The sequence below is a fragment of the Peribacillus sp. YIM B13477 genome (assembly GCF_042787955.1).
GTDB classification, from domain to species: Bacteria; Bacillota; Bacilli; order Bacillales; family DSM-1321; genus Peribacillus; species Peribacillus frigoritolerans.
In genome coordinates, this window is the sequence record NZ_JBHZPD010000006.1 from 213,630 (window position 1) to 227,070 (window position 13,441).

A 13,441-nucleotide genomic window follows, 5' to 3' on the forward strand; every position below is an offset into this window, starting at 1 on the left:
AAAACTCAATAAATCTTTTTATAATAAAAAAACATTCGGTTTTCAGGGCAGTTTCAGTCATAATTGATAAAAAAAATATAAATGAAATAAAACTGCCTGAGCGTAATGATACCAACGTGTTTGAGTATTTTCCGGAATATTCAAATGATTACATAAACTATTTCCGTATAATTTATATGATATAATTTTAGTATAAATAAAGTACATGTGTACACCTGGGGAGGACAACATGGGAAATGACCAATTGAAGAAAACGATTGGCTTTTGGGTTGGAACATCTATTGTAGTTGGTACAGTTATCGGTTCTGGTATTTTCATGAGACCTGGTGACGTGCTTGAATTGAGCGGTAATTCAACCATGGCCTTGTTAGCTTGGCTGATAGGCGGTCTGATTACCCTTGCAAGCGGGTTGACGATTGCGGAAGTAAGTACACGGATTCCTAAAACGGGCGGCTTATATGTCTATATGGAAGAAGTGTACGGTAAAGCATGGGGATTCCTATGCGGCTGGGTTCAAACATTGGTATACGGACCTGCAGTCATGGGCGCACTCAGTTTATACTTCGGGTTATTAATTGCCGGAATATTTAAGATCGCTTCAAGCTACTCTTTGGCGATAGGGATTCTGACGATTGTATTCATAGCAGGCATGAACTTGCTGGGGACAAAATACGGCGGTATCATCCAAACCTTATCGACCGTTGCTAAATTGATCCCGATCATTTTCATAGCGGTATTCGGTATCGCACAAGGTGAGATGCCTGTATTCAATATCGATAGCGAAAGTTCAATGAAAATCAGTATGGCCGGTGCGATTTTGGCAACGCTCTGGGCGTATGATGGCTGGATGAATGTCGGCTTCATGGCAGGGGAAATGAAAAATCCGCAGAAAACGTTGCCGCGGGCAATCATAACGGGATTGGTCGTGGTCATGGTCGCTTACTTGGGTGTGAATCTTGCCATGCTTCATGTATTGGGGGCGGAGGGAGTCATAGCCCATGGTACGAATGCAGCGAATGTTGCAGCAACCCTTCTATTCGGTGAATTGGGCGGGAAATTGATATCGATCGGAATTGCGATTTCAATCTTCGGTTGCTTGAACGGAAAGCTTTTGACCTTTCCGCGCATTACCTTGGCGATGGCGACTGATAAAATGATGCCAGGCCATAAACAAATCGGAAAAATATCGCCCAAGTTTAAAACGCCTATAAATGCCACGGTATTGCAAGTGTTCATTGCAATCATCATGATGGTTGCAACAGACCCTGACAAACTTACCAATATGGCTGTTTTCTCTGTCTTCTGTTTTTATGGATTAGCCTTCTTTGCGGTCTTCATCTTACGCAGAAAAGATCCGGATGCAAAAACGTATAAAGTGCCGTTTTACCCATTCATCCCCATCGTGGCGATTGCTGGTGCAATATACATCGTTTTAAGCACGTTGATCCAAACACCTTTAAATGCCTTGTACTCAGTGATCATCCTCATTATCGGTATGCCAGTGTACTGGCTCCTTAAGAAAAATGAGCGGGATGGTAAACGTTCAAATTAATGAAAAAACCTTCACTGCATGCAGTGAAGGTTTTTTTGTTGCTGGAATGAAATTTTCCCGTTGGATAGAAGTGGTGAAATAGACAACTCGGGAAGTTCGTATTAACATAGGGGGAAAGTTAAATAGTGAAGGGTCTGAACAAAAGTGAATTATATCGAGCCTGCTGGTAAATCATTCAGGAAAACGATCTTGGCTTTATTTCTCGGTAGCTTTGTAACGTTTGCGGATCTGTATAGTACCCAACCGGTCATTCCGGTTTTCGCAAAGCAATTTGGAGTCTCTCCTGCAATGGCAAGCCTTACATTATCTTTCGCGACTGGAACGCTTGCACTCTGTTTATTGCTTGTTTCTTTTTTCTCAGAAAATATCGATAGGAAAAAAATAATGGGGACGGCGCTCACTCTGTCTGCATTGTTATCCATATGTGTCAGCTTCATCCAGGATGATCTATACATCCTGATCGCAATTCGGGCGATTCAAGGAGCGGTGCTTGCAGGTTTCCCGGCCATTGCGATGGCCTATATCAATGAAGAGTTTCATCCGAAAAGCCTTGGCTATGTGATGGGGATCTATGTGAGCGGCTCGAGTATCGGCGGGTTGGCTGGCAGGCTGATTGTCGGGGTGCTGACCGACCATTTCTCATGGAACATAGCGATTGGAAGCCTTGGAGCTTTAAGTTTGATCATCAGTCTGGCTTTTTGGTGGATGCTACCGCATTCGCAGCATGCTGTCCGCGTACGGGTCTCATTATCGAGAATCAAAACCTCCCTTATCAATAACTTAAGGAATAACAGACTAGTACTCTTATTCGGCATGGCCTTCCTATTAATGGGCTCGTTCGTTACCGTTTATAACTTTGTGGGTATACCTTTAATGGGACCGCCATATCATTTATCACAGACATTGATTGGCTTCATATTCATAATCTATCTTGTGGGGACGTTTAGTTCAACATGGATGGGGAAGCTTGCCGATCAATATGGTCGGAGGGGTGTACTTCTTATCGGAATCGCAATCATGCTGATGGGCGCCCTGTTAACTTTATTGGACCCGCTTCTGCTGAAAATAATGGGGCTTGCCCTGTTTACATTTGGCTTTTTTGGAGCACATTCCATTGCGAGCAGCTGGGTCGGCAGTTTGGCAGATAAGAGTGAAAAGGCACAAGCATCCGCATTATATCTCCTGTTTTACTATGCAGGGTCAAGTATAGTGGGGGCATCTGGCGGTTTATTCCTGATGAAGTTCGGCTGGGGGGGGGTCATCTCGGCTGTATCCATTCTGATCCTCCTTGCTGCCGCTTGTGCGATGATGGTTGGAAAAGTGAAAAACGTTAAATAAAATGATCTTTTCTATCATGTTTTTCCGGAATCCTGAATATAATCTAGTGAAAATGGATATTGAATAATAGATTGATAAGAGAAGAGGGTATTAGATAGAGTGAAACGAAAAGCAGTAATTCTCATTGGGTTAATAGCCGTTTTAATTATATTATTCGTTGTATACTTAACAAGTCCGGGCAGATTGCATAAGGTGCAGATTGTTGAAAAATACTATCCGCATTTCTCCGATGGCAAGGCAGTCGGTTTTAAGACGAACGAAGTCATTGATGTTACGGAAACCGAAGAGGGATCCAATTGCGCAATGAAATTCGACAATGGAAAAACGTTTGAAATCGATTGTGACCGTTATTTAACATACAAAATTGATGAAACAGTCTATATTACTACTGAAGGGAACCATGTGAAGGAGATCCGGAGAAAAAGGTAGTGGCTTATCGATTTTTAATGACGAAAGAGCTGGGCTTGCTTAATGAACAGCTCAGCTCTTTTATTTGATCCCATTCAAAAACCCAGGCCAATTTGGACTGGGCTTTTTCATTTTTTATCTTTGCCTTTACTTTTATCCTTTTTATTACGCCGAAGTACATCCAAGATTCTGCGGCTGTTATTTTTACTGTTTATGAGCTCGACTAAATCGCTCATGTTTTCAGATTCGAAGTCTTGTTGATCTTTTTTCATGTTCATCCCTCCAAGTCATACATCATAATACCCTTATCAAGAAAAGGGTAAACGTCTATTAGCATATTGGTAATAGAAGGATTTTATATCCTTAACCCTTGATTATTGCTAAAATATGATAAAAGCCCTGTATGGGAGGTCCATATGGAAGAATTAAGAATGATCGGCGAAAAAATTGAAAAATTTAAATATATCTTAGTGGAGCATATCGAGTTGTTTGAAGAAGAGGAACCGCTCTATGATTTAGAAACGAGTAAAGAGGTTCGGTCAAAACTTATTCAAATTCATGCAGATGCCTTGATTTATGGAAAGGCACAAGCGATGGAGAGCATGAAAATAACGGGTATGGAAATAGGTAAGCGCGTCGTGGATATGGGCATTCCTTTAGATAAGAATATTGAGGAAGCTCAGCTTGTGCGTAACCTTTTCTGGAGTTTCATTGAAGAAGAGGTGAGCAACCGATATTACTCCATTGAAATTCTGTTAAAGGCAAGCTCGATAATTGATGCAATCCTGGACCGGTTCATACACTGTGTGAGTATCAGTTACGTGAATCATTATAAAGAAATGGCGAAAATGGCAAACGATTCGTTGCAGAAGATAAAGGAAAACCAAGAAGTCATGGAAGAATTGTCCACCCCGATTGTTCAGACCGTATTAAAGGATGTGCTGCTCTTACCGTTGATCGGACGCATTGACGATTGGAGAATGGAGTCGATTCAATCGACGGTGCTGCAAAAATGTGCAGATCTGCATGCGGAAGTATTGATCATGGATTTCTCGGGAATTATCTTTACGAAGGAAAGTGATATGCTCTCCCTGCTGGATCAATTAGTGGGGGCATTGGCCTTGATGGGAACGGAAACGATGTTTGTCGGTTTTACCCCTGATGTCGTGAAAGAGATCGTCAAACTTGATTTTGCAAATCAGGTAAAAGCCTTTCTATCGTTCAGGCAGGCCCTGGAATATCTGTTTAACCAAAGAGGGCTGGCTCTTCAGCCAGTATGATGGAGGTATCCTTTTTTAGGGTATCTTTTTTTCTATGTCAGGCTAACATTCCTGCTGCTCCCGTATTTAATCGCCCATCGATATTTCTCCATGTTATAGTGAAGTGACGTGGACGGACATGTTGTTTTTGATTTAAATTAAATAGGACATGTAAAGCGTGTAAGGAAGGTGGTTGAATAGTGTTTTTTAAGAAAAATGAAGAACCTGAACATTACGAAAAATGGTATTGTGTAGGAATCATGACGGATAATGGGCTGGAGGATGAAGAATATGATGTTTTGTCCAAACGCATCCTCGACTCGGTTCAAAATGTCTCCGTCATATCGGACTTGGTAAGGGTGGAATGGGATCGGGACAAATTGCAAGCCTTGAATGAACGTTTTGGGGACCCCTCACTTTCCGACCCATGGTTTATCATTAATGAATTCATACCAGAGGATATAAAAAAGGAAAGAAAACTTCTGGAGAAAACTCATAAATGGAAGAGGATCTTTGGTCTCCTTTCCCCGATTGAATATATGGAAGCCGAGACGAAGGCTGCCCATGACTTTGATAAAGCTCTCTTTTATACAGACGATGCTGATAAAGTGATTGAATACATTATTGCAAATAGCTAGCATTCCCTGCCACATCGATACATTGTATCGGTGTTTTTGCATTTGATTTACTGTTTATCGGAGCAATTTCACGGTAACAATCCGACCTTGAGCGAGTTGATTCGACCTTGTGTGTAATAATTAGACGTTGCTCGGAATAATCCGTACTTGCACCTTTCTTCCTTCTTGAAATAAAAAGAGAGAATGTGGGGAGGGTGGTAGGAAAGATGGAGTTAAACGCGGAATATCTTAAATAGAAAGAAAGAGAGTTTTAAGGGGAGAGGAAGATGAATCGATGGAAGTTGCCGTACCTCAGCAAAAGCCAAAACGGAAGTGGAGAAAGCGGGCGCTATGGAGTTTTGGTATCCTGATCATACTTTTGCTGTCTGTCTTGATTGCCGCAAATGTATTCCTTTCAAGATCCTTGCCGGAAACAAAGGGGGAAATATCGCTTCCAGGTCTTTTGAAACCGGTTACGGTGGTGAGGGATTCAAGTGGGGTCCCGCATATAAACGCAGCGAGTGAACATGATTTGTATTTAGCCCAAGGATATATCCAAGCCCAGGACCGTTTATTTCAAATGGATTTAAGCAGGCGTCAGGCGTCAGGTAGATTGAGTGAAGTGATTGGTGAGAAAACCGTCAAAAATGATAAGTATTTCCGCACACTTGGTTTGAGGCGGGCGGCCGAAGCCTCTTATGCTGCATATTCAAGTGACGGAAAAGTAGCCTTGGATATGTTTGCCGAGGGTGTAAATCTTTATATCGATGAATTGAAGGAGAAGAATGGGAAATGGCCGGCGGAGTTCACTCTGCTTGGATACGAACCGGAGCCTTGGACACCCGTCGATTCGCTGACCATCGGTAAATATATGGCCTTTGATTTAGGCGGAAACTGGGAAGATCAGGCATTTAGGCAGTATTTGCTGCAAACGTTCCCCAAGGAAAAGGCATATGATTTATTTCCTGATTATCCAAAGAACGCTCCATATATCATCAGCAAGGAAGAACTGGATATTGAAAAAAGTTTTGCAGGGGCCGTTATTCCTTATGAATTCAACGGCAGCAATAACTGGGTCGTTTCAGGCAAGAAAACGCAATCCGGTCAGCCGTTATTGGCGGATGATCCCCATCTGGGATTGGCTACACCGTCGGTTTGGTATCAAATGCATTTGGAGGCCCCGTCAGTCAATGTGAGCGGTGTCATTTTTGCCGGGATTCCGGGAATCATACTAGGCCATAACGAAAAGGTCGCTTGGGGTGTGACCAATACCGGTCCGGATGTTCAGGATCTATATATTGAAAGGAGAAACCCGGAAAACGAGAAAGAATTCTCCTACAAAGGTAAATGGGAAAAAGCTGAAATCTTGGATGAACCCATCAAGGTGAAGGATGGGGAAACACTTGACTATCAAGTGACGGTTACCCGCCACGGACCCGTTGTCTCCGAGTTTGCCGGGAAAAGCGGAAAAGATACCGTGCTTGCCTTAAGGTGGACAGCACTTGATCCATCTGCCGAGCTTGAAGCGGTACTGAATATGAATAAGGCGGGAAGCTGGAAAGAATTCGAAAAGGCCCTCTTGAAATTCGAAACGCCGGCACAGAATTTCGTCTTTGCCTCAGCCGATGGGACCATTGCCTATAAGGCGAATGGGAAAATCCCAATCCGGAAAAAAGGTGATAGTATGCTGCCTGTACCTGGCTGGACGGATGAATTTGAGTGGAAAGGCTACATTCCCTTTGATGAACTTCCAAAAACGGTGAATCCAAAAGAGGGATTCATTTCGACAGCGAATAATAAAGTCATCTCGGATGATTACCCTTACCATATCAGCAATAACTGGGCACAGCCATACCGCCAGATGAGGATACAGGAGTTTTTAAAGGCGAATAAAAAGCTTACGGCCGAGGATATGCAAAGCCTGCAGATGGATAAAGTGAATTTGCAAGCTAAGGAGTTTGTTCCTCGATTCGTGGAGGTATTGAAGGGTCCATCTGGGAAACAGGAAGCCCAGGCACTGACGATTCTGAAGAAATGGAATCATATCGATTCCGCTGATGAAGCGGCTCCGATGATTTTTAATGTCTGGATGCGAAATATAGGGGATGTTCTGCTTAAAGAAGAAATACCGGAAGAAACCCTCAACCTTTTTAATGGAAGGCGTTCGGCCGTTGATGAACTGCTAAGGCGGGCACTGGACGGTAAGCCGGGCCCATGGATTGAAGATGCAGGCGGACTTGAGCAGGTGCTTGCCAAGTCGTTACAGGTGACGTTAACGGAACTGGCAGAATCACAAGGTGACGATATAGCTGATTGGGAATGGGGAAACTATCATCAGGTCAGGTTTAACCACCCGCTATCAAGTGTCGCCCCGTTACATTATTTATTTAACGGCGGCGGCATTCCGGTAGGCGGCAGCAGTGTCACCGTACAGGCGGCGGCATTTTTAGATGATGGAACCGTTAATCACGGTGGCTCCTGGCGATTCGTCATCGACCTAGCCGACATGAAACAAGGATATCACCTTGTTGGACCGGGTCAATCAGGTAACGTTAAAAGTGAGTGGTATCACGATCAGCTTGATGATTGGGCAGAGGGTACTTATCACAAAACCACGATGGACGATCCAAAAGGGGATAAGCTGATATTGAAACCATCAAACTGAGATTCAAAAAAAAGTACCAAGTCCAGCAGATTTCTCTGGACTTGGTACTTTTTCATTGTTTTTGCTTAGTCAGGAATTCCGCAAGGAACTCCTCAAAATTAGGGGCTTCGATTGCTGCGATTTTTTCATATGATTCAATGATCTTGAGTTTAATTTCTTGCTCCAGATCATTCCGGTCTTGATAGTTCGTATTTTTTAATGATTTTTTTATTTTAGGATTCAAAGATTCGATCAGGTCCAACAATTCTTCTTTTGACAGTTTTTTATCCACAATGGCTTTTCTCCTTTCTAACATATACCTCATCCATATAGTGCTTTCGAAGTTTTTTTAGAGCTTGTTTACGGATGCTTGAGATATTCTGTGGCGACTCCTGGAAATAGGCAGCGATTTCCTTGTTGGATAGGCCGTAGGAAAAGATCATGGTTAGCACCAGGTTTTGTTTGGCTGTTAACTTCTTCAAGGCTTTTGCCATCTCTTCATCACTTATGTGTGAAGCGAGTTCATTCGATTCCCCCATCTTTTCAAGTTGAACATCCAAGGTGCCGATTCGATCGATCAATCCTCCAGTATCCCTTGGCGTCGCATCAAGTACCATTCGATAGCGTTCCCGCTGCTTCCGTGCCCTTTTATCAAAATCAACAGAGAAAAAGTAAATTAAGGAGCACATGTATTTGTATACTTTAGCCCGGTAGTAGAAAATTTTGAAAGTCTCGTTGAGATGATCAATGTTGTGGGAAGAAGGGGAATCAAGAGTTTCAGTGAAAATCTTTAAATGCTCTGGGTTCTGTAAGAATAATTGAATGATCGGTTGTGCAAAGAAAGATGAGTACTGTTGCTGCAGAAACTCCAATGAATGAGAAAAAAAATGAGAAGTTAATTGGTTCATTGTTATCCCTCCTTTTATTAATAAAGTGATAGACAAGGGGAATAAATCAATTATATAGGAACATTCGTTCTTTTTTCCATAAATCAATAGTGCTAGATTGATTTTTTTTGACAAGTTTCACTTTAGATATCAGATACAAGAAAAGGGGTGAAGAGGATGATGATTGAGGATGCTACTATGTGGGTTTCATTAGTTAGCGAATTTGGCTATCCATTCGTCGTTTCTATGTTTTTGCTCTTCCGCTTCGGTAAACAATTAAAAGAACTGACAACGGACGTAGAGAACTTAAAAAAGTCCGCTCATAAAACGAAAAAACGATAACCTCAGGACGTAAGTGCCGGATGGTAAACACCGAATTTCGGATTCTATACTAAAAAGGGTCCGGAATTCGGGTATAAAGAAATGGGTACTAACTGATTCAAGCTTTTGTTAAATCCCTCCCTTAACCTAAAATAAAATAATAATAAACCATTATTTGGAATATAGCACAAAATAGGTAAAAAATAATCGTCATTTGGAATCATTTTACTGCTATAATTCATCCGTCAATGGAATTAGATAGGAAATCCTCCCCTCGTAGGATTTTAGTTTTATGGATTAAAGTGAAAATACTTTTAAAAAAACAACATTCATCAATAAACTTCTGAATAGTATGCGGCACCCAAGTAAAAGGGTGCTGCTTTTCTTATTTTTTGGTAATAAACTAATAATATGGAAAAGGGGTGGCAAATTTGAAAAATGAACAGCTGGAAGATATTCGGATCCTGCAGCAAGAATGTGAACGGGAAGGTTTTACGTTAAAACTGAATTGGGAAACGCTTCGCAGTCGAAATGGTGTTCATAAGAATGATTTTCTCCACTATGATGGATTGAAGCTTGTTGGTTTTCTTGGTCTTTACGATTTTGGAAACAAAGCGGAGATGTGCGGGATGGTGCATCCCGACTACCGGAGGCAAGGCATTTTTACTAAGCTGCTGGAAGAGGCGATAAGGAGTGCCGTGGAGCGCAACTATAAGGTGATTCTCTTGAACTCACCTGCTCAATCACATTCTGGGACAGAATTTTTGAAACAGCTCCCATGTGAGTTTGCTTTTTCAGAGTTTCAAATGAAGTGGTCCGAAACGGAGCTTGATGATTATGATGATGCAGTCGTTCGCCCTTCACGGAGAGATGATGAGGAAACGGAAATTCAGCTGGATATTCAATGTTTCCATTTTACGAAACGAGAGGCGAAGGATTATTATCAGCGCATCCTATATGAGGATACTCTGAAAACCATGATGATTGAAAAGGGCGGCCGCCCAGTCGGTAAGATCCGTGTTGATCACTCAGGCGGGGAAGCGTGGATTTATGGATTTTCCATTTTGCCAAAATACCAGGGAAAAGGACTTGGAAGAAAGGCATTGAAAAAGGTTGTAGCCGAACAATGCCAGCTGGGATATGATATTTTTCTCGAGGTCGAGGCGACTAATGAGCATGCGTTAAGACTCTATGAATCTTGTGGCTTCAAAACGATTCAAAGACAGGATTATTATCAATACAAAGGCTGAAGGGGATTTGACGACAAAGAGTGTTAGGGGGGCTGGGAAGGATGTTGACATTATTCGATTATAACTGGCAGGTGAGAAGGGAATGGATCAAGTGGTGCCGATCCTTACCGAATGAGGAGCTGAAACGGCAGCGTACGGGAGGGATGGGCAATATATTGCGGACACTTGCCCATATTATCGATGTCGAATGCAGCTGGATCAGGGCCATACAAGGGAGGCCTGATGTCGCGATCGATTTGGACGCTTATGAAACGATCGGAAAAGTGGCGGATTTATCTAACCAATATCACTCAGAGGTCATGGACTATTTGAACTCGCATGCAATTGAAGAAGGGCATGGAATGGTTCAGCCATCCTGGATGGAGGGGACATATGAAAAAGGCAGGATATTGCGCCATCTCATAGCGCACGAAATTCACCATATAGGCCAGCTGTCCATCTGGTCGAGGGAGATGGGCATCGAACCGGTATCCGCCAGTTTAATAGATCGGGATTTATAGGTTTTATACTTTTAAACCTGGCAATGCAATTTGCATTGCCAGGTTTTTATTTTGCAAGGAATTCAGCAGAATTTATAAAAAATGGGGGGATTTTGGAGGGAGTGCAAGCAGGGGGTGAAATTTAGCCGATCGATAAAATTAATTTGACTTAGTGTTGACATGCTATAGAATGAAAACATTGAAAAATCAAAATATTCATAAGGAGGCATTATTCAGATGTTTGAACAACGGAGGGAAAAACTTACTCGATTATTAAAGGAAAATAATATAGATGCGGCTGTTCTTGTACCAGGATCGAATATGTATTATTTTACCGGACTGAAGCTTAAACAAAGTGAACGGCTTACACTTGCTGTAATTACCCAAGATTCTAAGACGTTTTTTATTTTACCACAGGTGGAGTTGAGTAAGGTCAAGGAAATAACGGCTGAAAATATATTTTGGTATACGGATGAACAGGGGCCGAGCGAGGCTTTAGTTGAATTGAAAAATGTAGCAGGTGCTCTTACGAAAATCGGGGTCGAATACAACCTGATGAGAATCATGGAGCTAAAAGGAGCAGAGACCCTATCAGCAGCAGCTGAGGATATAAGTGATGTAATTGATACTCTGAGAATTTATAAAGATAAACAAGAAATTGAACAGATGCAACATGCTGTGAAAATACTTGAAGAAAGTTTCGAAGCTACGATCCCATATATTAAGCCTGGAGTAACAGAAGTGGAAGTTGCAGCTCAGCTGGAGTATGAAATGAGAAAAAGGGGTTCTGAAGGAACGCCGTTTGGCACAGTCGTGGCCTCTGGATATAGAGGGGCCAGTCCGCATGGACGTGCTGGCGGCAAGAAAATAGAATCAGGGGAACTTGTTGTGATTGATTTCGGTTCCATAATTAACGGGTACGTAGGGGATATTTGTCGTACGGTGGCGATAGGCGACGTTTCTCATGAATTAAAGGAAATCTATGAAACTGTCAAAGAAGCACAGCAGGCGGCCATTGACATTATTAAACCGGGTGTGACAGCTCATGAAGTGGATGAAGTAGCCCGCTCCGTTATACAAAGCAAAGGTTATGGAGAGTATTTTACCCATCGTACTGGACATGGATTAGGCCTGAATTCCCATGAAGAGCCATATATCATGAAAAATAGTGATCTAAGGTTACAGTCTGGAATGGCTTTTACGGTGGAACCAGGAATTTATGTGCCTGGTAAAGGAGGAGTGCGGATAGAGGATAATATTATCATGACAGAAGATGGCTTTATCAATTTGATGTCGCTTCAAAAAGATCTTATCACTGTATAGAGAGGGAATGCTGAGTATGGATATCGAACAAATTCAAAAGGATAATCCTTTTCATGGGAATTATATATATATTAATACAGCTGCAGCATCTGCCCCGCCTTGTCAAGTAGTGAATGTGATTATTGATTATTTGCAAAAGACAGCTAGTTTAGGTCCATACTTGCCTGCATTTAGAAAAGAGGTTTATCAAAAGATAGATGAAACAAGAGAAAAGGCAGGAAGTTTTATTGGAGCTGAGGCAACGGAAATAGCTTTTGTGAAAAATGGGACAGAAGGCATTAATTTTGTTGCTAATGGACTGCCATGGGAAGAAGGCGATGAAATAATACTCGCTGACTTTGAATTTCATAGTAACTATACACCTTGGCTGAAATTAAGAGATAAAAGAAAGGTCAGCATAAAGGTTATCGAGACGGATGAATCAGGTGTTATTGATGTGAATTTAATAGCAAAGCAAATTACTGAACGGACCAAGCTTATAACCGTTTCCCATTTACCTAATGCATCCGGGGCTCTGCAGGAAATAGAGAAAATATGTAAACTTGCAAAAGAAAATGATGTGTTAACTCTTATCAATGCATCTCAATCTCTAGGATTGGTTCCTATTGATGTCAAAGAACTTGATTGTGACTTTCTGACAGCTTGCGGACGGAAATGGCTGCGGGGTCCCGAAGGATCAGGAATATTGTATCTTAGAGAATCATTGGTGGATTCCATTGAGCCGACTTTAGTTGGCTGGGGAGGAACCACTTGGAATTTTGAAACCAATGATTATCACTATTCATCAACTGCCAAAAGAGTGGAGGCAGGATGCCCGATCGTTCCTTCTATTATTGGTCTGGGGGCAGCTATTGATTATGCTCAAAATGTAGGTCTGGAAAATATATTAAAAAAAGTGATAGCGTTAACAGAGTATGCAGTTAATCAATTATCCACTATCGAGGGAATCTCCATCTACGGACCCCGGGATATCAAAAATCGGCTGGGCATCATTCCATTTAATGTAAATGGGCTTGATCCGGATAGAATAACAGCGTATTTAGAAGAAAAAAAGGTCATTATTGAATCCGGCACCTTCATGGCGAATACGCTGCTTCAACAATATGGTATTGATAAAATGGCAAGGCTGTCCCCTCACTATTTTAACACTGAAGAGGAAATAGATTTGACCGTTTCGCACATTAAATCTTTACAAAAGGAAGAAGGAAAGTTAGACTGCCATATTGATTGGAAATAAAATGAAATGCCATTATTCGGCTGCCGTGTCCCCAAATTCTTTGGTGTCAGGCAGCCGGATTTTTCTTGAATCAGTTCTCCCATTTTTCAGTAAAACTCCCCGCGTGCCCTCAGACCGCATTTCCAT

Annotated in this window: 14 protein-coding genes; 11 read left to right on the forward strand and 3 right to left on the reverse strand. The window is 41.9% G+C overall.

The features are described 5' to 3' along the window. Window positions 1-229: 229 nt before the first annotated feature. The 3 genes from ACFX4H_RS18770 to ACFX4H_RS18780 all read left to right on the forward strand — a co-directional run bounded on the left by ACFX4H_RS18770 (window position 230) and on the right by ACFX4H_RS18780 (window position 3,319). Window positions 230-1,552, forward strand: a complete 1,323-nt coding sequence (locus ACFX4H_RS18770) for an APC family permease (protein ID WP_377436009.1) — start codon at window positions 230-232, stop codon at window positions 1,550-1,552. 144 nt (window positions 1,553-1,696) lie between these two features. Further along, window positions 1,697-2,890 carry an MFS transporter gene (locus tag ACFX4H_RS18775; RefSeq protein WP_377436010.1) on the forward strand — a complete coding sequence of 398 codons (1,194 nt, stop codon included), beginning with the start codon at window positions 1,697-1,699 and terminating at the stop codon, window positions 2,888-2,890. A gap of 99 nt (window positions 2,891-2,989) precedes the next feature. Beyond that, entirely contained in the window at window positions 2,990-3,319 is a 330-nt protein-coding gene (locus ACFX4H_RS18780; RefSeq protein ID WP_063589796.1) for a hypothetical protein, read from the forward strand. Between the two features lie 107 nt (window positions 3,320-3,426). On the opposite strand, the gene ACFX4H_RS18785 is transcribed toward ACFX4H_RS18780, so the two are convergent. Next, window positions 3,427-3,570: a hypothetical protein gene (locus ACFX4H_RS18785; RefSeq protein ID WP_158226130.1), complete on the reverse strand. Its 144-nt coding sequence runs from the start codon at window positions 3,568-3,570 to the stop codon at window positions 3,427-3,429. Window positions 3,571-3,714: 144 nt separating this feature from the next. Here ACFX4H_RS18785 and ACFX4H_RS18790 point away from each other — a divergent pair, with 144 nt between their 5' ends. The 3 genes from ACFX4H_RS18790 to ACFX4H_RS18800 all read left to right on the forward strand — a co-directional run bounded on the left by ACFX4H_RS18790 (window position 3,715) and on the right by ACFX4H_RS18800 (window position 7,839). Then, complete coding sequence (locus tag ACFX4H_RS18790; protein ID WP_034310340.1) at window positions 3,715-4,578, forward strand: STAS domain-containing protein; 864 nt, start codon at window positions 3,715-3,717, stop codon at window positions 4,576-4,578. Window positions 4,579-4,757: 179 nt separating this feature from the next. After that, the gene (locus ACFX4H_RS18795) at window positions 4,758-5,195 is read left to right on the forward strand and encodes a hypothetical protein (protein WP_191929959.1); all 438 of its coding nucleotides are present in this window, start codon (window positions 4,758-4,760) and stop codon (window positions 5,193-5,195) included. 274 nt (window positions 5,196-5,469) lie between these two features. Next, complete coding sequence (locus ACFX4H_RS18800) at window positions 5,470-7,839, forward strand: penicillin acylase family protein (RefSeq protein ID WP_377436011.1); 2,370 nt, start codon at window positions 5,470-5,472, stop codon at window positions 7,837-7,839. Between the two features lie 52 nt (window positions 7,840-7,891). Here ACFX4H_RS18800 and ACFX4H_RS18805 read toward each other — a convergent pair whose 3' ends face one another. Beyond that, the gene (locus ACFX4H_RS18805) at window positions 7,892-8,110 is read right to left on the reverse strand and encodes a hypothetical protein (RefSeq protein ID WP_052137357.1); all 219 of its coding nucleotides are present in this window, start codon (window positions 8,108-8,110) and stop codon (window positions 7,892-7,894) included. Further along, window positions 8,103-8,726: a sigma-70 family RNA polymerase sigma factor gene (locus ACFX4H_RS18810; protein ID WP_034310352.1), complete on the reverse strand. Its 624-nt coding sequence runs from the start codon at window positions 8,724-8,726 to the stop codon at window positions 8,103-8,105. The genes ACFX4H_RS18805 and ACFX4H_RS18810 overlap by 8 nt, the downstream gene beginning before the upstream one ends. Before the next feature lie 156 nt (window positions 8,727-8,882). Here ACFX4H_RS18810 and ACFX4H_RS18815 point away from each other — a divergent pair, with 156 nt between their 5' ends. The 5 genes from ACFX4H_RS18815 (at window position 8,883) to ACFX4H_RS18835 (ending at window position 13,315) form a co-directional block, all read left to right on the forward strand. Beyond that, window positions 8,883-9,047, forward strand: a complete 165-nt coding sequence (locus tag ACFX4H_RS18815; RefSeq protein WP_081088496.1) for a YvrJ family protein — start codon at window positions 8,883-8,885, stop codon at window positions 9,045-9,047. Between the two features lie 410 nt (window positions 9,048-9,457). Continuing rightward, the gene (locus tag ACFX4H_RS18820; RefSeq protein WP_063589800.1) at window positions 9,458-10,276 is read left to right on the forward strand and encodes a GNAT family N-acetyltransferase; all 819 of its coding nucleotides are present in this window, start codon (window positions 9,458-9,460) and stop codon (window positions 10,274-10,276) included. Window positions 10,277-10,317: 41 nt separating this feature from the next. Continuing rightward, window positions 10,318-10,776 carry a DinB family protein gene (locus ACFX4H_RS18825; protein WP_283866700.1) on the forward strand — a complete coding sequence of 153 codons (459 nt, stop codon included), beginning with the start codon at window positions 10,318-10,320 and terminating at the stop codon, window positions 10,774-10,776. A 216-nt stretch (window positions 10,777-10,992) separates the two neighbouring features. After that, window positions 10,993-12,078, forward strand: coding sequence for a M24 family metallopeptidase (locus tag ACFX4H_RS18830; protein WP_377436012.1), 1,086 nt, complete (start codon window positions 10,993-10,995; stop codon window positions 12,076-12,078). A 16-nt stretch (window positions 12,079-12,094) separates the two neighbouring features. Beyond that, the gene (locus ACFX4H_RS18835) at window positions 12,095-13,315 is read left to right on the forward strand and encodes an aminotransferase class V-fold PLP-dependent enzyme (RefSeq protein WP_377436013.1); all 1,221 of its coding nucleotides are present in this window, start codon (window positions 12,095-12,097) and stop codon (window positions 13,313-13,315) included. The last annotated feature ends 126 nt before the right edge of the window (window positions 13,316-13,441 follow it).